At 63.7% G+C, this 18,283-nt stretch carries 15 protein-coding genes and 1 riboswitch; of the genes, 10 read left to right on the forward strand and 5 right to left on the reverse strand.

Features of this window, described 5'->3' with window-relative positions; all coding sequences use genetic code 11:
- Nucleotides 1-47: 47 nt before the first annotated feature.
- The 9 genes from pnuC to ACIPZ8_RS26480 all read left to right on the forward strand — a co-directional run bounded on the left by pnuC (nt 48) and on the right by ACIPZ8_RS26480 (nt 9,217).
- A complete protein-coding gene (gene pnuC, locus ACIPZ8_RS26440) occupies nt 48-614 on the forward strand; it encodes a nicotinamide riboside transporter PnuC (protein WP_400729691.1) in 567 nt (188 codons plus the stop codon).
- A complete protein-coding gene (locus ACIPZ8_RS26445; RefSeq protein WP_400729694.1) occupies nt 611-1,162 on the forward strand; it encodes an AAA family ATPase in 552 nt (183 codons plus the stop codon). The genes pnuC and ACIPZ8_RS26445 overlap by 4 nt, the downstream gene beginning before the upstream one ends.
- 297 nt (nt 1,163-1,459) lie before the next feature.
- Complete coding sequence (locus tag ACIPZ8_RS26450) at nt 1,460-1,891, forward strand: hypothetical protein (protein WP_400729697.1); 432 nt, start codon at nt 1,460-1,462, stop codon at nt 1,889-1,891.
- A gap of 1 nt (nt 1,892) precedes the next feature.
- Nucleotides 1,893-2,477: an adhesin gene (locus ACIPZ8_RS26455; protein WP_400729699.1), complete on the forward strand. Its 585-nt coding sequence runs from the start codon at nt 1,893-1,895 to the stop codon at nt 2,475-2,477.
- A gap of 55 nt (nt 2,478-2,532) precedes the next feature.
- Nucleotides 2,533-4,023, forward strand: coding sequence for a heme utilization protein (locus ACIPZ8_RS26460; RefSeq protein ID WP_400729702.1), 1,491 nt, complete (start codon nt 2,533-2,535; stop codon nt 4,021-4,023).
- A 68-nt stretch (nt 4,024-4,091) separates the two neighbouring features.
- Nucleotides 4,092-4,772: a C39 family peptidase gene (locus ACIPZ8_RS26465; protein ID WP_400729705.1), complete on the forward strand. Its 681-nt coding sequence runs from the start codon at nt 4,092-4,094 to the stop codon at nt 4,770-4,772.
- 47 nt (nt 4,773-4,819) lie between these two features.
- A complete protein-coding gene (locus tag ACIPZ8_RS26470; RefSeq protein ID WP_400729708.1) occupies nt 4,820-5,566 on the forward strand; it encodes a hypothetical protein in 747 nt (248 codons plus the stop codon).
- A gap of 47 nt (nt 5,567-5,613) precedes the next feature.
- Nucleotides 5,614-6,894 carry a hypothetical protein gene (locus ACIPZ8_RS26475; RefSeq protein ID WP_400729711.1) on the forward strand — a complete coding sequence of 427 codons (1,281 nt, stop codon included), beginning with the start codon at nt 5,614-5,616 and terminating at the stop codon, nt 6,892-6,894.
- 121 nt (nt 6,895-7,015) lie between these two features.
- Entirely contained in the window at nt 7,016-9,217 is a 2,202-nt protein-coding gene (locus ACIPZ8_RS26480; RefSeq protein WP_400729714.1) for an LTA synthase family protein, read from the forward strand.
- Here ACIPZ8_RS26480 and ACIPZ8_RS26485 read toward each other — a convergent pair whose 3' ends face one another.
- Entirely contained in the window at nt 9,218-10,543 is a 1,326-nt protein-coding gene (locus tag ACIPZ8_RS26485; protein ID WP_400729717.1) for a sigma 54-interacting transcriptional regulator, read from the reverse strand.
- A gap of 344 nt (nt 10,544-10,887) precedes the next feature.
- On the opposite strand from ACIPZ8_RS26485, the gene ACIPZ8_RS26490 reads away from it, so the two are divergent.
- Nucleotides 10,888-11,154: a hypothetical protein gene (locus tag ACIPZ8_RS26490; RefSeq protein ID WP_027919312.1), complete on the forward strand. Its 267-nt coding sequence runs from the start codon at nt 10,888-10,890 to the stop codon at nt 11,152-11,154.
- A gap of 114 nt (nt 11,155-11,268) precedes the next feature.
- Here the strand turns inward: ACIPZ8_RS26490 and ACIPZ8_RS26495 are convergent, their stop codons facing one another.
- The 4 genes from ACIPZ8_RS26495 to cobW all read right to left on the reverse strand — a co-directional run bounded on the left by ACIPZ8_RS26495 (nt 11,269) and on the right by cobW (nt 17,772).
- The gene (locus ACIPZ8_RS26495) at nt 11,269-11,835 is read right to left on the reverse strand and encodes a VWA domain-containing protein (RefSeq protein WP_400729735.1); all 567 of its coding nucleotides are present in this window, start codon (nt 11,833-11,835) and stop codon (nt 11,269-11,271) included.
- A 101-nt stretch (nt 11,836-11,936) separates the two neighbouring features.
- Nucleotides 11,937-12,938: an ATP-binding protein gene (locus tag ACIPZ8_RS26500; RefSeq protein ID WP_400729720.1), complete on the reverse strand. Its 1,002-nt coding sequence runs from the start codon at nt 12,936-12,938 to the stop codon at nt 11,937-11,939.
- Nucleotide 12,939: 1 nt separating this feature from the next.
- On the reverse strand, nt 12,940-16,701 hold the full coding sequence (cobN, locus tag ACIPZ8_RS26505) for a cobaltochelatase subunit CobN (RefSeq protein ID WP_400729723.1): 3,762 nt from the start codon (nt 16,699-16,701) through the stop codon (nt 12,940-12,942).
- 3 nt (nt 16,702-16,704) lie between these two features.
- On the reverse strand, nt 16,705-17,772 hold the full coding sequence (cobW, locus tag ACIPZ8_RS26510) for a cobalamin biosynthesis protein CobW (protein ID WP_400729726.1): 1,068 nt from the start codon (nt 17,770-17,772) through the stop codon (nt 16,705-16,707).
- A 99-nt stretch (nt 17,773-17,871) separates the two neighbouring features.
- Nucleotides 17,872-18,082, reverse strand: a riboswitch (cobalamin riboswitch).
- Nucleotides 18,083-18,283: the final 201 nt, after the last annotated feature.

The following is an 18,283-nucleotide window of genomic DNA, read 5'->3' on the forward strand; positions in this document are numbered from 1 at the left end:
CCCTGCGCAAGCTACAATCGCCGCCCTTTGCCAACCAAGGATCGCCGATGTCCGGCCTCGAACTCATCGCCGCCGTGCTCGGCGTCACCGCCGTGTGGCTCACCGTCAAGCAGAACGCCTGGTGCTGGCCGATCGGCCTGGTCATGGTGCTCATCTATGGCTGGCTGTTCTACGAAGTGAAGCTGTACTCGGGCATGCTGCTGCAGCTGGCCTACGCCGTGCTGCAGCTATACGGCTGGTGGCAGTGGAAGCGCCCGGAGCGGGTCGAGGACGCTCGCCAGGTCTCGCGCCTGCCAGCCCGGGCACTGGTTGGCGGGTTGCTCGCAGGGCTGCTGCTGAGCGTGGCACTCGGTGCGGCAATGGCCGGCTGGACCGATGCCGCCCTGCCCTGGCTGGATGCCACGTTGACCGGCTTCAGCCTGGTCGCGCAACTGTGGATGGCGCAGAAGCGCGTGCAGTGCTGGCCGCTATGGATCGTGGTGGATGTGGTCTATGTCGGCCAGTACCTGCACCAGCAGCTGTACTTCACGGCCGGGTTCTTTGCCGTACTGACGCTGATCGCGGTACGCGGCTGGCTGGAATGGCGCCGTGACCCGGCCTTGGTGCACGCTTGAAAGTCCTGGTGCTGTGCGGCCCCGAATCCAGCGGCAAAAGCTGGCTCAGCGGTGAAATCCAGGCGCATTTCGGCGGCATCGTGGTGGGCGAGTACGTACGCCACTTCATCGACCAGGAATGTCGCGACACCTGCTATGCCGATATTCCCACCATCGCCCGCGGCCAATTGGCCTGGGAAGACCAGGCCCGTGAGCAGGCACCTGAACTGCTGATCCTCGATACCCACCTGCTCAGCAACATGCTGTGGAGCCATGCCCTGTTCGACGCTTGCCCGCCCTGGCTGGAACAGGCGTTGCTTGCCCGCCGCTACGACCTGCACCTGCTGCTCAGCCCGCAAGGGGTGGGGTGGGTCGCCGATGGTCAGCGCAGCCAACCGGAGCTTGCCGACCGCCAGGTGTTCTTCGATGACAGCCGCCGCTGGCTGGAGCACCATGGGCGACCGCTGCAGATCATCGAGGGAGACTGGCCACAACGCAGTGCGACGGCCCTGCTCGCGGTTCAGCGCCTGTTGCAGGGAAAACCCCCGCTCTGCCCTACCGAGTGTTAACCCCATGACACACCTGGCTGGGGCCAAGCCCCCGTTTCTGTGGGCTCCCAGCCATTTGTGGAGGCAGTGTCAAGGTGGTGAAACATTCGTGAAAAAAGCCCTTCGAGTAACGCAAATGCTGGGCCAAACGCCAATTCACTGAAAATCTGTCTCAGCCCTGATACAGCAAATTGACAGTTACTTCAGGCAATGCGCTCAACCTGCTGATTTTCAATAAATATCCAAAAACGGCACGGCTTTCGCTCTCCTCCTTCGCAACGCTGAACAAGACCAGCGCTCGCAGAAGGAGTAGCCGTCATGGGGAAACTGGATAAAGGCGTTCTTCGCCTGTTGCTGGTCGGTTGTGTACTAGGTACGGCGCTGCCCGCACAAGCCGACAACGGCATCATCGTGATCACCCGCGATGTGCAGCCACGCATGGCCATTCGTGCGCCACTTGCGCCCGACCCCTACCCTACCACCGCCAATGCCAACCCCTCCGCGCAAGTCCTCAAGCAGACCAACGAATTGAGCGATGGCGACTTCGCCAGCATTACCAGCGGCACGGGGATTTCCTCGCTGATAACCCAGCAGACCGACAACCTCGGCGGCCAGATTGGCAACCAGACGCAGCTGTCGAACCAGGCAGCCGGCCGTGGCACCGGTTCGGGCAACGGCATTTCCAACATGGTCAACTCGAGCGTCCAGCGCGGCCTTGCCCCACTGCAGATCCTCACGGGAGGCAAATGAGATGAGGCAGACGCTGTTTATCCTGGCCCTGTTGAGCAGTGCTACGGCGCTGGCGCAATCACCCTCCCCGGTTCCCGTGATCAACGACGCCAACATCGACAGTTCCGGCGCGCAGTACCAAGGCAACTTCAGCGTCAACCAGGCCGCAGGCGATGGCCAACAGCAAGCCAACGCCCGGGCGATCGCCACCGGCCACGAGGCTGCCGCGACCACGCAGATCCGCCAACGCCAGCTGTCCATCGTCGACCCCAACATGGGCGCCAGCGCCAGTATCCAGGGCAATGCCTTCAGCCATGGCAGCGGCGCACTGGGCGTCAACCAGAGTGCGGGCGCTGCGACCCAGCAGGCCAACGCCCTGCGCATCAGCATCAGTACACAACCGCAAAGCATCGATGACAGCGTCCTGCTGCAACAGAACGTGGCGCTGATCAACAGCTCCGATCCATCTGATACCTCACCCGGCTATCGCCATGTCACCACCGGTGACCAGGCATTCACCGGTAGCCGCGGGGTCATCCAGCTGAATCAGAGCGCCGGGGTGGGCAACCAGACGGCAAACACCCTGAGCGTAAGGGTCGCGAACTGACCCTGTTAGGTAGGTACAGGTAGAACAACACTTAACCTAAAGACGGAGAAACACCATGAAACCCTCGATGGCAATCAAGCCTCTGGTTTTCGCAATTGCTGCGGTCATGGCTGTTGCTGCACAAGCGGATCAGAACAATCGTCGTGATCACGACCACCACAACAACCACCACCGGCAAATGGACAAAGCGGTCTACACCAACGCCACTGCCACTGCCACTGACTCCCAGAGAAGCACCGGCAACACCATTCGCAACCAAGGCACCATCAACGAAGCCGAAATGAGCAGCTCTGGTGCTGGCGCAAGCGGCAACGTGGGTGTCAACGTGGCCGCCGGTAACGGCAACCAGCAGGATAACGCTGCGGCCATCGCCAACACTTCGTCCAACAATGCCGACATCGACAACAGCTTCGTCTTCGGCACTGCCACGGCGACCGCTGAAGTTACCCAGCGCAGCAACAACAACACCGTCCACAACTGGTCGACCCAAAGCTCCGCCGTCATGAGTGGCTCGGCCGACGGTAGCAGCGGCAACATCGGTATCAACATTGCTGGCGGCGACCTGAACCAGCAAAAAAATACCATGGCCATCGCCAACAACGCCGCACCTATCGGCAACTCCACCGCAACTGCCTCGGCCGACCAGAACGGCCCCGGCCTGACGGTGAACAACAATGCCGACCGCACCTACCGGGTCGATACGCTGACCTTCACCACTTCCTCGAGTGGTTCGGCCTCGCGTAGCGGCGCGTTCGATGCCAGCGTCGACAAGAGCTCCAGCTCCAGCTACAGCGCGTCGGGCAGCCAAAGCGCCAGTGCCAGCGGCAGCAAAAGCAGCAGCTCCAGCGGCTCGACCAGCATGACCGCCAGCGGCTCCAACAGCAGCAGCTCCAGCGGCAGCAACAGCATGAACGCCAGTGGCTCCAACAACTGGGCTGCGAACGGCTCGTCCAGCCGCGATCACAGCTCGTCCTCCAACACCACGGTTAGCGCATCGCTCGATGCCAGCGCCAATGGCAGCGCATCGTCGTCGCAAACCTTCGGCAACTTCACTCGCTCGCGCAGCAGCGACTTCGACGCATCGCTCAGTGCATCGCTGGATGCATCGGTCGACAAGTCGCATCAGTCGAACAGCAACTCGTCCTTCGACAAGTCGCTCAGCTCGTCCTTCGACAAGTCCTATGACTCCTCGTATGACCGTAGCCATGACTCGTCCTATGACAAGTCTCGCGATACTTCCTACGAGAAAGCCAACGCCTCGGCATGGGAAAAAGCCAGTGCCTCGGCCTACGAGAAAGCCGGCGAAAAAGCGTCGCAGTCGTCGGACAGCATCTCGAAGAGCTTCAGCGAGTCTAGCGAGTATGCCCTGAGCAATACCGTGTCGTTCCAAGTGCTGACCCCGACCGGCTGGGCCAACCCTGTGACCAACACCGCTACCCTGAGTGGTTCGGTGAACGGTGGCAGCGGCAACCTGGGCGTGAACGTGGCAGCAGGTGTGGGCAACCAGCAAAGCAACTCGCTGGCCATCTCCAACACCTCGATGTAACCACTGCGGTCTGGAGGCTCCCTTCGGGGAGCCTCTTTCTAACAAGAAAAAGGCAGGGGGCGTCGAACATGCGCATTATCGCCTTGGCAATTCTGTTGTGCATCGCCAGTGTCGGCGAAGCCTCGCAGATGCCGTTGTCCGTACTGCCGGGTGGTGCGGTGATCTACAAACCGGTGCAGAGCATCCGCGAGCGCAAGTTCGCCGACCTGGTACAGCAGAAAACCGACTTCAGCTGCGGTGCGGCATCCCTGGCGACCATCCTGCGCCAGGCCTACTGGCTGGACGTGGATGAACACCAGGTGATCGAGGGCATGCTGGCCCACGCCAACGAGGATCTGGTCCGTACCCAAGGGTTTTCCATGCTCGACATGAAGAAATATGTCGAAAGCCTGGGCATGCGTGCGCGCGGCTACAAGGTAGCGCCCGATACGCTGCACAGCATCCGCATCCCGGTGGTCGTGTTGATGGACATCCGCGGCTACAAGCACTTCGTGGTGATGCAGAAGGTCGACAGAGGCTGGGTGTACATCGGTGATCCGGTCCTGGGCCACAAACGCTTCAAGCTCGACGATTTCGTCAAAGGCTGGAACGGCATCATCTTCGCCGTCATCGGCAAAGGCTATGACAAGAACAATATTCTGCTCGACCCACCGATACCCCTGAGCGCCAAGAATCGCATCAGTAATTTCACGCCGGTGCCGGACGCGGAGTTGGTGGACTTCGGTTTCATTCAAAGCGACTTCTTCTAATGACCTTCTTTCAATTGAAGTAGGGCAAGACGCTCTGGGAGCATTCCATGAAGACTTCCCTGTGGCTGGCAGTGATCTGCCTGGCCGCCAGCCTGCCAACCCAGGCAGAAACGTTCAAACCGATCGAGTTGAAGGACCAGGAACTGGCCAGCCTGCGCGGGCGTTACGTGATGCCTGGGCGGATCGTGAGCTTTGGCGTGGTCATGACCAGTACCTGGCAGAACGCCAATGGCGAAGTGATTGGCGCGACCTCGGCAATGCAGATTCAGCAATCGACCATCAAGCCGCAGTTCTATGTCTCGATGATCGATGAAAAAGGCACTGGCAGCGCACAGACCAGCAGCACCGGTACCGGTACCGTCAGCGGCGGCAGCGGCCTCAACACGACCCAAGGCGTGACCCAGGTGGTCCGTGCCGCCGGTGACTTCAACGCGGCCAACAACAATGTCGACATCAACGTCATCAAGGGCAATCAAGCGCCAGCCGGCCAGCCGCAGGGCCAGGCCCTGGCTGCAGGCTCGACGCTGGTCGGGAGCAATGGCGCAGGTTCGTTGAGCGTGTCGTCCACCAGCAGTGGCGTGCAGATGAATATCGTCGCCAATGGCAACCAGGGCAATTCGACGCAAAGCCTGGGCCAAGGTGGGCTGATGCAGAACACCACCCTGCTGGGTGCCAGCAACCGTGTCAGCAACCTGACATCACTCAATGTCGTGTTGCGTGACAGTGCGCCAATGGGCGGTTCCGTGAGCGCCAATCTTGAGCAGCTCAAAGGCATTCGCAATCTCGGATACTGAACTACGCTCATGTCTCATCGTATGTAGTCAGAAGGGACGGCTAATCCATGCACCGTTTGTCGACGTTCAGAGCTATCGTTTGTATTTCAACACTGGCCCCAGCCACTCTGCTGCAAGCGGCAACCGACCCTCAGGTCGAAGCACTCAAACAGGAACTGATTGCGCTGAAACAGCGCTACGAAGCCCAACAGAACGCACTGATGGTGCTTGAACAACGGCTCAAGCAGGTCGAGGAGGCCCCCGCACAACCGGCACCGAAGCGCCTGACCAAGTCCCCCGCAGAGGGGGTAAAGGGTGGTCAGACCGTGGCCACCGGTACACCGGGCAGCAGCGGCAGCTCCTACGGGCAGTCGCTGCAGGACAACTCGGAGCCGGCGCAGAGCGTGTCCAACCTGTATGACGAAGCGAGCGGTTTCTTCGGTGGCGGCAAGTTCAGCGTCGAGACCGGGCTGACCTACACCCACTACGACACCCGCGCCCTGGTGCTCAACGGGTTTCTGGCGCTGGACTCGATCTTCCTCGGCAACATCAACATCGACCGCATCAAGGCGGACAACTGGACCCTGGACCTGACGGCGCGCTACAACGTCGACCAGCGTTGGCAGTTCGACATCAACGTGCCCATCGTCTACCGCGATTCCACCTACTCGTCCGGTGGTGCAGGCGGGGCCGCCGGGGTCACGTCCGACGCTTCTGTCACTCGCGACCCGACCATCGGCGACGTCAACTTCGGTATCGCCTACAAATTCCTTGATGAGAATGAGACCTGGCCGGATGCCGTTGCCACCTTGCGCGTCAAGGCACCCACCGGCAAGGACCCGTACGGCATCAAGCTGCAGCAGGTGGCCGGCAACGACAACCTGTCGGTGCCTGAGGACCTGCCGACCGGCAACGGCGTGTGGTCCATTACCCCTGGCATCTCGCTGGTCAAGACCTTCGACCCTGCGGTGCTGTTCGGCAGCCTGTCGTACACCTACAACATGCAGGACTCGTTCAGCGACATCAGCCCGCAAGTGAACACCAAGGTGCCGGGTGACGTGAAACTCGGCGACTCCTGGCAGATCGGCGGTGGTATTGCCTTCGCCCTCAACGAGAAAATGAGCATGTCGTTCTCGGTCACCGATCAATTTGCCCGCAAGAGCAAGATCAAGCCCGACGGCAGCGATTGGCAATCGATCACCAACAGTGACTACAACGCGGCCAACTTCAACGTCGGCCTGACCTTTGCCGCCACCAACAACCTGACGATCGTGCCGAACTTGTCGATTGGCCTGACAGACGATGCACCGGACTTTTCCTTCAGCCTGAAGTTCCCGTATTACTTCTGACATCCGGGGCGCATCGCGCCCCAATTGGTTACCAACCTTGTAGCCAACGGCTTTCCGGGTATCGGCCTGTTATCATCGCGCACAAATATGTGACGATTTCATGGCAAAAAGGAAAGTTTTCGTGAAGAACCTGCAAGGCCCACCACGCACCCGGCTGCTCGCCCTGGCAACTCTGGTGCTGGTGATTCCCCTGGTCGTGCGCGCCGTGCTGGGCTGGTCCAGCCCGTATGGCTATCTCTCGGACCTGGCACTGGGTAGCCTGCTGGTGCTGGTGCTGCATCGCCGTGCATGGTGGCTGTCGCTGCCGGTTCTGCTGGCCTGGGCTGTGCTGTGGGTGGCTTCGGCCGAACTGGTCAGCGCCGTTGGCAGGCTGCCGAACAGTGCCGACCTGAGCTATCTGTTCGACCCGCAGTTCATGGAAAACTCCACCGGTGGCGGCCTGGCCCATGCCTGGCTGCCCGTCTTGCTGGGTGGCGGCCTGCTGGTCTGGCTGGGGAGCGCCTGGCGCAGCCGCCGCCAACCTGGCGAGCAGTTCACGCGCAAGGCCTGGGCCATCCCGGCGCTGCTGTTCGCGGCACACTGGAGCAGCCAGCACCTGGCACCCAGCGACGCCGACCAGTGGCGCCAGTACAACCTTCCCCATCAGTTGCTGACGGCCGCCACCGGCGACCTGCAGCGTCAGGTTCAGCACTGGGCCGGCCAGACGCCCACGATCACACCGCTGCCAACTGCCGGGTTGACCCAGCATGACCTGAGCGGGCAAAAGCTGCTGGCAGCGCCAGGCCGCGCTCGCAACCTGCTAGTGATCACCCTCGAAGGCATCCCGGGCGCCTACCTGCGCCCCAACCGTCAGGCCCTGCACAGCCGTTTCGACGAAGACCTGATGCCCAGGCTCAGCCGCTGGGCAGAGCGTGGCATGAACACCCCAGACTACGTATTGCATACCCACCAGACCATCCGCGGCTTGTATGCGATGCTGTGCGGCGACTACGACAAGCTGGCCAACGGCACGCCGAAAGGTGTCGAACTGCTCACCCAGCAGCAGCGCAACCAGGCCTGCCTGCCGGCACAGCTGCGCCAGGCCGGCTTCACCACGCACTACCTGCAAGGCGCCGGCCTGCGCTTCATGGCCAAGGACCGGATCATGCCGCATATCGGCTTCGACTCGGTTCACGGGCTGGAGTGGTTCAACAACAAGAACTACCTGGAATTCCCGTGGGGCAAGGATGATCGCGCTTTCTTCGAAGGGGCGCTGGACTATGTCGGCCAGTTGCGCCAGCAGGGCCGCCCGTGGATGCTCACGTTGCTGACCGTCGGCACTCACCAGCCCTACTCCGCACCCGACGACTACCTGCAACGCTACGACACCGCCAAGCAAGCGGCGGTCGCCTACCTCGACGATGCGATCGGCGCCTTTCTCGACAACCTCGAACGCCAGGGCGTGCTCAAGGACACCCTGGTGGTGGTCACCTCGGACGAATCCCACGGTATCGATGGCGTGCGCCTGGCTTCGTCCTGGGGCTTCAACCTGACCCTGGCACCGGAGCAGGCGCAACTGCCGCACATCAAGAACGGTACTTACGGCCACATCGACCTGGCCACTTCGCTGCTCGACTACTTTGCCCTGCCGATCCCGGTCGCCCTCGGCGGGCGCTCGCTGTACCGGGATTACGACAGCGGCCGGGAGATGATTTCCTACACCAACGGCATGCTGCGCTACCACGATGGCAAGGGCGTTTTTACCGAGTGCGACTTCCAGCAGCGTTGCCGTCGCTACGACAGCCCCGGGTTCATCGCCGAGAAGGCCCGCTATCTCGGCCCTGGCGACAATACCCTCGGCGCCCAGATCGGTGCCCTGGCCGGGGTGCTAGACCAGTCCCTGCTACAAACGCCGATGAACCTGCGTTACCAGTTCGGCGGCCCATCGGCCATTCAGTTGCAGGCGCGCATTCGCGACGACTGGGCAGACAACCTGATCGGTGCGCAGTACCTGGAAATGCCCGAGGGCTCGCACACCCGGGTGCGGGTCAAGGTGCGTTCGCTGGACCCGCAGCACGCGGCCTATATCCGGCTCAAGGCCAAGGAGCTGGAGCAGGATGTGCCGCTGGGGTTGCCCGAGGAGATGCGGGTGACGGCCGACCAACCGCTGGAAATGGAGTTCGGCTTCGATAACCCGACAGTGCGCAAGGCGTTTTCTTTCCACCTGCTCGGCTATGGCGGCGGCGAGGTCGAGGTCAGTGACTTCAGCGTGATCACCGCGCTACCGGGCGAGGAAGAACCACTGGAAGACTTGTCTGACGGGCATATCGCCCAATCCAGCTGATCAGCGGATCTGGTGCTTGTGCAGCAGCCGGTAGAACGTCGGCCGTGATACCCCAAGCACCTTGGCAGCAATACTCATATTGTTGCTGTGCCGGTCCAGGACATCGCACAGCGCCTGGCGCTCAGCCCGGTGCTTGTAGTCTTCCAGGGTGCCCAGCGGCTGGTCTTCCTGTTCCAGACCCTGCAGGCCGAGGTCCTGGGCCTCGATCTGGCGCCCTTCGGCCAGCACCAGCCCGCGCCTTACCCGGTTGGCCAGCTCGCGTACATTGCCCGGCCAGTTGTGGCGCCCCATCGCCGCCAGCGCATGATCGCTGAATGACCGCGGCCTGCGGCCTGTTTCCAGGCTGTAGAAGTGCGAAAAGTGGTTGGCCAGCATCGACAGGTCGCCATGGCGGTCGCGCAGCGGCGCCGTCACAACCTGCAGCACGTTGAGCCGGTAGTACAGGTCTTCGCGAAAACGCCCATGCTCGATGGCCTTCTCCAGGTCCACATGGGTGGCCGCCAGTACCCGCACGTCGACCGGTATCGGCTGGCTTCCACCGACCCGCTCGATGTGCTTTTCCTGCAGAAAACGCAGCAAATTGGCCTGTAACTCCAGAGGCAGGTCGCCAATTTCGTCGAGGAACAAGGTGCCGCCATGGGCTGCCTCGATCCGCCCCACCTTGCGCTGGTGGGCGCCGGTAAAGGCACCTTTCTCATGCCCGAACAACTCGGACTGGATCAGGTTTTCAGGTATCGCCCCGCAATTGATGGCGATGAACGGCATTTCGCTGCGCTGCGATTGCCGGTGCAACGTGCGCGCCACCAGTTCCTTGCCGGTGCCGCTCTCGCCACGGATCAGCACAGGGGATTCGGTAGGCGCCAGCTTGCCCAGCAACTTGCGCAATTCCAGGATTGGCCGGCTGTCACCGAGCAGCTCATGTTCCAGCCCATCCACCCTCACCGTGCCCTTGCCACGCAGGCGGGCCATGCCGAACGCCCGCCCCAGCGTCACCAGCACGCGGGAAAAGTCGAACGGCAAGGTGTGAAAGTCGAAGAACCACTCGCAGACAAAATCACCGACATTCTGCATGCGCAACTGCTCGGCGTTGAGCACGGCAATCCACTCGGTATTGCTGCGCTTGATCATGTCCTTGACCGCGTCGGGATGGCGCAGGTGCGACGCCTGCAGGCGCAAGATGCCAATATCGCAGCGATGCTCCAATGCCAGGTCCAGGCTACAGCTGTGAACCTCCCAACCGGCACTCTCCAGGCCAGGTAACAGACGGTGACAATCGTCGCAGGGGTCGACGATGAGCAAGCGACGCAGGGCGGCAGTCTCGTGCATGACCGTTCCTTGGCGCCAATTGTTGGTTTTATACGTGAAAACAGTAAGTTGCGGCGCCGAATTAACAGTAGCAACGAACTTGACGCTGCCCACGACCGTCTGTCTGCCGGATTCTCTCCAGCCAATCCTGCGCGGGAATTTTTCAATTTTATTGGCGTCACAGGCGGCGCCGGCAAACAAAAAATGTGTAACGGGCAAAAAATTTACAGTACCTGTGTGACTCCATCCCTAACTTGGAGCATCAGTACGAGTAACCCCGCGCTGCGGATCGCGCTAACACCTGAAGCGACGTAGCAGTTACGCGGACTTAATTTCGATGTTTGGGACCATAGAGAGACCGAACCATGAATGCACCGCTGCGTGTCAACGAGGCACTGCTGATTGCCGACCACGCCTTCGAACCCTTCCAGTGCGTTGCCTGGGATGCGCCCAATGGCACCGGCGAGCTGAGCCTGGCGGTGATCGACCGGACCAGCACCCGTATCGGCAGCAAACAAGTATCGTCGCGTATCTATTCGGACCCTGCGCAATGGGCCAGCCTGATCGAGGAAGTACGTGCCGAACTGTGCCAGAAAGGTTATGACCTTCAGCCTTGGTCGATGCCGAAGTAATATCGCTGTGTCCCTGCAAGTGCGTGCCTGGCACGCACTTGAACAACTTTTCATTCCCCTGCCAGGCAACTTTCTTATTGCGACATAGTGTCGCGCCTATCCCTTCCGCCTAACTCACTCCATTACCTTGAAGTGCTCAAGATGCTGATAGTCGGCCTGCAGTTCCGTGGCCAACTGTTGTGCCCGACCCAGGCGTACTGGCGCCAATTCCATGTCCACCAGCAGGGTGGCGCAAGGCATGGGGTGCACGGCTTGCCAGCGCTGCAGGCGACCATCGGTGAACACCAGGCAGCGCTGCAACTCGTGGGGATGGGCTTTCTGCCGGGCCTGCAGCCAGTGCCGTGCCTGCTCGAGCGCTGCGATCAGAGGCGTGCCGCCGCCAGCACCCAGGGCCTGCAACCAAGGCTGCAGGCTTGCCGACGCCTTGAGGCCATGGCGCTGCCATTGCGGTGCACCACCGCTGGCCGTCAGCAGGGCAAGACGGGCGCGTTGCCGATAGGCCTGGTCGAACAGCTCGGCCAGCAGGCCTTTGCATTGCGCCAGGGCCTGATGACGCCGCGTAGAAGCCGAGGCGTCGACGATCACCAGCCACAGTTCACTGGCCTGGGCCTGGCGCTGTTGCCAGCAAAGGTCCTGGCGCAGCTTCGGGCGCCCCTTGAGCAAGGTCGGCAGCCAGGCCACCCGGCCTGAGGATGCCGCACGGGCACGGCCACGGCTGACACCCGCCAGTTTTCCGGCACGGGGCAAGGCATCCGCCACCCTCAAACCTGGCTGGCGGATGCTCAGGGCTTTTTTGCCCAGTTCGGCACCTCTCGCCGCGCGCCACTGCTGACAGGCTGCGCGGGCAGCGCGCCCCAATCGCCCTGCCCGCCCTCGTCCTGCCTGTCGCGGCCATCCGCCGCACCGGGTGGCACAGCGGCTGGCGCCTCGGGCGCCGTGCGGCGGCGATGGCGCAAGGCGAACTCGGCCACGGCATCGACATCCGCCTCCTCGATCGCCTGGCCACCGCGCCAGGCACAATGGGCCCGGGCAGCGCGCAACCAGACCAGGTCGGCACGCAGGCCATCGACGCCGGCGGCGAAACAACGCTCGGTGATCCAGGCCAGGGCCTGATCGTCCAGGGCAATTGCCGCCAGCCCCTGGCGCGCCGCCTGGCAGCGCGCGCGCAGTTGCGCCTGGGCACTGGCCCACTGCTCGCAAAACGCTTGCGGGTCGCTGTCGAAGGCCAGCCGCCGGCGAATGATCTGCTGGCGTGCCGCCGGAGCAGGCAGGCCATCGAGTGCCACATTCAGGCCGAAGCGGTCGAGCAGTTGCGGGCGCAACTCGCCTTCCTCGGGGTTCATGGTGCCGATCAGGACAAAACGGGCGCTGTGCCGATGGGAAATGCCGTCACGCTCGATGCGGTTGGTGCCGCTGGCGGCGACATCCAGCAACAGGTCGACCAAGGTATCGGGCAGCAAGTTGACTTCATCGACATACAGCACGCCGCCATCGGCGTGGGCCAGCACGCCGGGGGAAAACTGCGCCTTGCCCTGGCCAAGTGCGGCGTCCAGGTCCAGGGTCCCTATCAGACGCTCCTCACTCGCCCCCAGCGGCAAGGTCACGAACGGGCCCTCGCCCAGCAGGTCGGCCAGGCCGCGAGCCAGGGTGCTCTTGGCCATGCCGCGCGGGCCTTCGATGAGCACGCCGCCGATTTTCGGGTCGATGGCGGTCAGGCACAGGGCCAGCTTGAGGTCATCGGCACCGACCACGGCGGCCAGTGGGAATTGTACGGGTTCACTCATTTCAAGCCTGTTCCTCGCCGTCGAGCAACTGCTCCTCAAGCGCCTCGCGGTACTCTCCGGGGGCTTCCCAGAGCCCGCGCTGCTGGGCTTCCAGCAAGCGTTCGGTGAGGTCGCGCAGGGCCTCGGGGTTGTGCTCGCGCATGAAGTCGCGGGTCGCCGGGTCGAGCACGTAGGCATCGGCCAGCGACTGGTAGTGATGGTCGTCGATCAGGTGCGTGGTGGCGTCGAAGGCGAACAGGTTGTCGACCGTCGCGGCCAGCTCGAACGCGCCCTTGTAGCCATGGCGTTTCGCCCCGTCGATCCATTTCGGGTTCAGGGCACGGGCACGGATCACCCGATTCAGCTCTTCCTTCAAGGTACGGATCCGCGGCCGGTCGACCTGGCTGTGATCGCCGTGGTAACTGGCCACCGCCCCACCGGACAGGGTCTCCGACGCCGCCAGCATACCGCCCTGGAACTGATAGTAATCGTTGGAATCGAGCAGGTCGTGCTCGTGGTTATCCTGGTTCTGCAACACCGCCTGCACCTGGCCCAGGCGCCGAGCGAACTGGGCGCGCGCCGGGGTGCCTTCATCGCTGGCACCGTAGGCGTAACCGCCATGGTTGAGGTAAACCTCGGCGAGGTCGTCACGGCTGTGCCACAGGCGGCCATCGATGGCGTTCTGCACGCCGGCCCCGTAGGCGCCAGGTTTGGCCCCGAACACCCGCCAACCCGCCTGGCGCGCCGCCTGTTCGGCGTCCACGCCCTGCGCCTGCAGGCTGGCGCGCTCGTTGCGCACCCGTGCGGCCAGGGGGTTGAGGTCGTCCGGCTCGTCCAGTGCCGCCACGGCCTGCACCGCCGCATCGAACAGGCGGATCAGGTTGCCGAAGGCATCGCGGAAGAAGCCTGAAACACGCAACGTCACATCCACCCGTGGGCGGTCGAGCAGGCTCAGAGGCAGGATCTCGAAGTCGTCGACCCGCTGGCTGCCGGTGGCCCACACCGGGCGCACGCCCATCAACGCCATGGCCTGGGCGATGTCGTCGCCCCCGGTGCGCATGGTCGCCGTGCCCCACACCGACAGGCCCAGCTGGCGCAGGTGGTCGCCATGGTCCTGCAGGTGCCGCTCGAGGATCAGGTTGGCCGAAGCGAACCCCAGGCGCCAGGCCGTGGTGGTCGGCAGGTTGCGCACATCCACGGTGTAGAAGTTGCGGCCGGTAGGCAATACGTCCAGGCGGCCGCGGCTGGGTGCACCGCTGGGGCCGGCCGGTACGAAACGCCCGGCCAGCGCGGCAAGCAGGCCATTGATTTCTGCAGCACCGCACGCATCCAGGTCAGGTGCGACCTGCTCGCACAGGGCTTTCATCACCTCGTGTACCGGCTGCCATTCGGGCTCCTCGGGCAGCTGCGCATGCCCCTGCAGGGCCTGCTCGATGATGCGCAGCGCAAGCAACTCGAGGCGCTCGCGGGTGTCGCCGCAGGTGCGCCACGCGCCGTCGCTCACGGCCTGCAGCAGCGCCGGGCGTGGCCCTGGCCAGGCCTCACCCAGGTCGCAATCGAGGGGGTCAAAGCCCAGCGCCAATGCCTTGGCCAGGGCCCGCAACAAGCTGGCATTGCCACCGCGGCCATCGCCGCGCTCCACGCGCAGCAAGGCCAGCAAGGTGTCGATGCGCAGGCGCGCCTGCGGCGACTCGCCGAAAACATGCAGGCCATCACGGATCTGCGATTCCTTGAGGTCGCACAGGTAGGTGTCCAGGCGCGGCAGCCATACCGAGGCATCGTCCAGCTGGCCCTCCAGCTGAAGCTCTCGGTCGATATGGTTGGCCTTGACCAGCTCGAGAATGTCGCGCTGCAGCTCACGCGCGCGCCGCGGGTCGAGCAGCTGGGCTTCGTAGAATTCGTCCGCCAGCTGCTCCAGGTGGCGCAAGGGCCCGTAGGTTTCGGCGCGGGTCAGCGGCGGCATCAGGTGATCGATGATCACCGCCTGGGTCCGGCGCTTGGCCTGGGCGCCTTCGCCCGGGTCGTTGACGATGAACGGGTAGATGTTCGGCAACGGGCCGAGCAGCGCATCCGGCCAGCATTGCGCAGACAGGCCAACGCCCTTGCCGGGCAGCCATTCCAGGTTGCCGTGCTTGCCGACGTGGATCACGGCATCGGCAGCAAAGGCATGGCGCAGCCAGAAGTGAAACGCCAGGTAACCATGGGGCGGCACCAGGTCCGGGTCGTGGTATACCGCGCTGGGGTCGACCTGGTAGCCACGCGCCGGCTGGATGCCGACGAAGGTCAGGCCAAAGCGCAAACCGGCCACCATCAGGCGACCTGCGCGGTACATCGGATCCTGCTCGGGCGGCCCCCACCGTTCCAGCACGGCCTGGCGGTTGGCCTCGGGCAGGCGTTCGAACGCCGCCTGGTAGTCCGCCAGGCTCAGGCTCTGGGCGCAGGGGCGCTGGTCGAGGTGTTCGAGGTCGTTGGTAACCCCGCCGAGCAACTGATGAATCAGTTGCGTGCCACTGCCTGGCAGCTCCGCGAGCGGATAGCCCTCGGCCTGCAGCGCCTTGAGGATGTTCAGGGCGGCAGCCGGGGTGTCCAGGCCGACGCCATTGCCAATGCGGCCATCGCGGGTCGGGTAGTTGGCCAGCACCAGGGCCACGCGCTTTTGCCCATTGGGCAGGCGCGCCAGTTCGACCCAGCGCCGTGCCAGCTCGGCGACAAAGTCCATGCGCTCGGGGTGAGCACGGTAACAGACCACGTCGGACTGGCTGCGCTCGCTGCGCCAGGCCATGTCCTTGAAGCTCACCGGGCGGGTGATGATGCGCCCGTCCAGTTCCGGCAGGGCGATGTGCATGGCCAGGTCGCGGGCGCCGAGGCCCTGCTCGCTGGCTTCCCAACCGGGTTGGTTGTCCTGCGCGCAGATGGCCTGCAGCACCGGGATGTCACGGTGGAACGGGCGCAGGTTGGGGCGTTCCGGGCTGGACAGGGCGAACCCTGTGGTGTTGATCAACACCTCGGCGCCCACTTCGTCCAGCCAGGCCTCGACCTGCTCCAGGCAGGCACTTTCCTTGAGGCTGGCCACCGCAATGGGCAGCGGGTTGAGGCCGGCGGCCTGCAAGCGCTCGCAGAACACGTCGATGAAGGCGGTGTTGGCGGCTTGCAGGTGCGAACGATAGAACAGCAACGGGGCCACCGGGTATTCCGGGTTCCACTGGCTGTACCAGTCCTCGAGCAACGCGCCGGGTTTGCGCGGGTGATAAACCGAAGTCCGCGGCAAAGGCTGCGGTTCGTCCCAACGGTAGTCGCGCCCCAGCCACTGGTTTGCCAGGCATTTGAACAGGTTGACAGCATTGCCCTTGCCGCCCTGGCGCAGGTAGTGCCAAAGGCGCTCGGCCGGTTCGCCAGTGACCGTGCCGAGGCCGGTCAGCTCCGGGTCCGGGCGGTCATCGCCGGGGACCAGAATCAACTGCACGCCCCGCGCCGCCAGCTCGACCAGCTGCTCGACGCCGTAGCGCCAGTAACCGACACCACCGTGCAGCGACACCAGGATCACCTTGGCATGGCGCAGTACCTGGTCGACATACAAGTCGACCGAGGCATGGTTCTGCACTTGCATCGGGTTGGCCAGGCGCAGGCTGGGGAAGTCGTCCGGCAGTTGCTCGGCGGTTTCGGCGAGCAATGCCAGGTGCGAGTCGCCGCTGCAGAGAATCACCAGGTCGGCGGGTGTCTGGCCGAGGTCGGCGATGCTGTCGTCCGGCACGAAGCCGCCGGGCTGGGTCCGCAGCAGGTGCATGGGTCAGGCGCCCAGGGCCTGGCGCAGGCGCGCTTCCAGTTGCACGGCATCGAGGTCCTGGCCAATCAGCACCAGGCGGGTGATGCGTGGCTCGTCGGCGCGCCAGGCACGGTCGAAGTGTTTGTCGAAGCGGGTGCCAACGCCCTGCACCAGCAGGCGCATCGGCTTGCCGGGGATGGCCGCGAAGCCTTTGGCGCGCAGGATGCCGAATTCCACCACCAGCTGGGTCAGGGCGTCGAGCAGCAGGCTTTCGTCGGCTTCGGGCAGGTCGATGGAGATCGAGTCGAAGGCGTCGTGGTCATGATCGTCGTGATCATCGCCGTCATGGTGGGAATCGTGATGGGTGCGACGGCCATCGATGTGCGCCTCGGACTCTGCGCCCACGCCCAGCAGCACCTCCAGCGGCAGCCGGCCGCTGCTGGCTTCGATCACCTTGACCGCTGGCGGCAGCTCCTCGGCCACTTCGGCACGCACCTTGGCCAGGCCCTCGGCGTCGATCAGGTCGGCCTTGTTCAGCACCACCAGGTCGGCGCTGGCCAGCTGGTCGGCGAACAGCTCGTGCAGCGGCGATTCGTGGTCCAGGTTGGGGTCGAGCTTGCGTTGCGCGTCGACCTGGTCCGGGTAGGCGGCGAAGGTGCCAGCGGCCACAGCCGGGCTATCGACCACGGTGATCACCGCGTCGACGCTGCAGGCGTTGCGGATTTCCGGCCACTGGAAGGCTTGCACCAGGGGCTTGGGCAGTGCCAGGCCGCTGGTTTCGATGAGGATGTGATCGAGGTCGCCGCGGCGTGCGACCAGTTCGCGCATCACCGGGAAGAATTCCTCCTGCACGGTGCAGCACAGGCAGCCGTTGGCCAATTCATAGACGCGGCCGCTGGCTTCTTCCTCGGTGCAGCCGATGCTGCATTGCTTGAGGATTTCGCCGTCGATGCCAAGCTCGCCGAATTCGTTGACGATGACCGCAATGCGGCGGCCCTGGGCGTTGTCGAGCATGTGGCGGAGCAAGGTGGTCTTGCCCGAGCCGAGGAAGCCGGTAACGATGGTGACGGGGAGCTTGGCCAGTGTTTTCATGTCGCGTTGCCCTTGGCAGGTTGGCGCGGGCACACGGGACGAAAGCCGCGGGCCAGGCCGGCCGGGCTCGTTCGCCACCGGATCACCCCGCCCGGTTGAAAGTCGAAATCGTCTCGAGGCAGGTCTCCTGGCTTGCACCGTTCCAGCTCTTCACAGGCTAGAGACTGGCGGGATGACGCCTTCCCGCGCTGGGCGCAGTGGCTGTGTCGATCCGTTGTCGGTGCTTACAGTTGCGGGGGCAGCCGCGGCTTGTACCGCGTTCCCGTCTTAGCTTCGGCAGGGCCGAAGAACCTCGAAGACGCAAGGCTACGCGGGGGGTGGCGGGTGGTCAACCGTTGGCCGCCCTGCTGGTGACAAACCAGTGTTCTGCTTTTGAGTTGCGGGAGGGCTCACAGGTGTTCGCCGATAGCCTTGCGGCGCCTATGAGATCGAGCGCCGCCCGCGCGGCGCATCGCAGGCAAGCCTGCTCCTACATTTGTTTCGGGCCAGTCATGCCTGTGCCATTGGCGCG

The sequence above is a fragment of the Pseudomonas sp. NPDC089422 genome (assembly GCF_044749405.1).
Taxonomy (GTDB): domain Bacteria; phylum Pseudomonadota; class Gammaproteobacteria; order Pseudomonadales; family Pseudomonadaceae; genus Aquipseudomonas.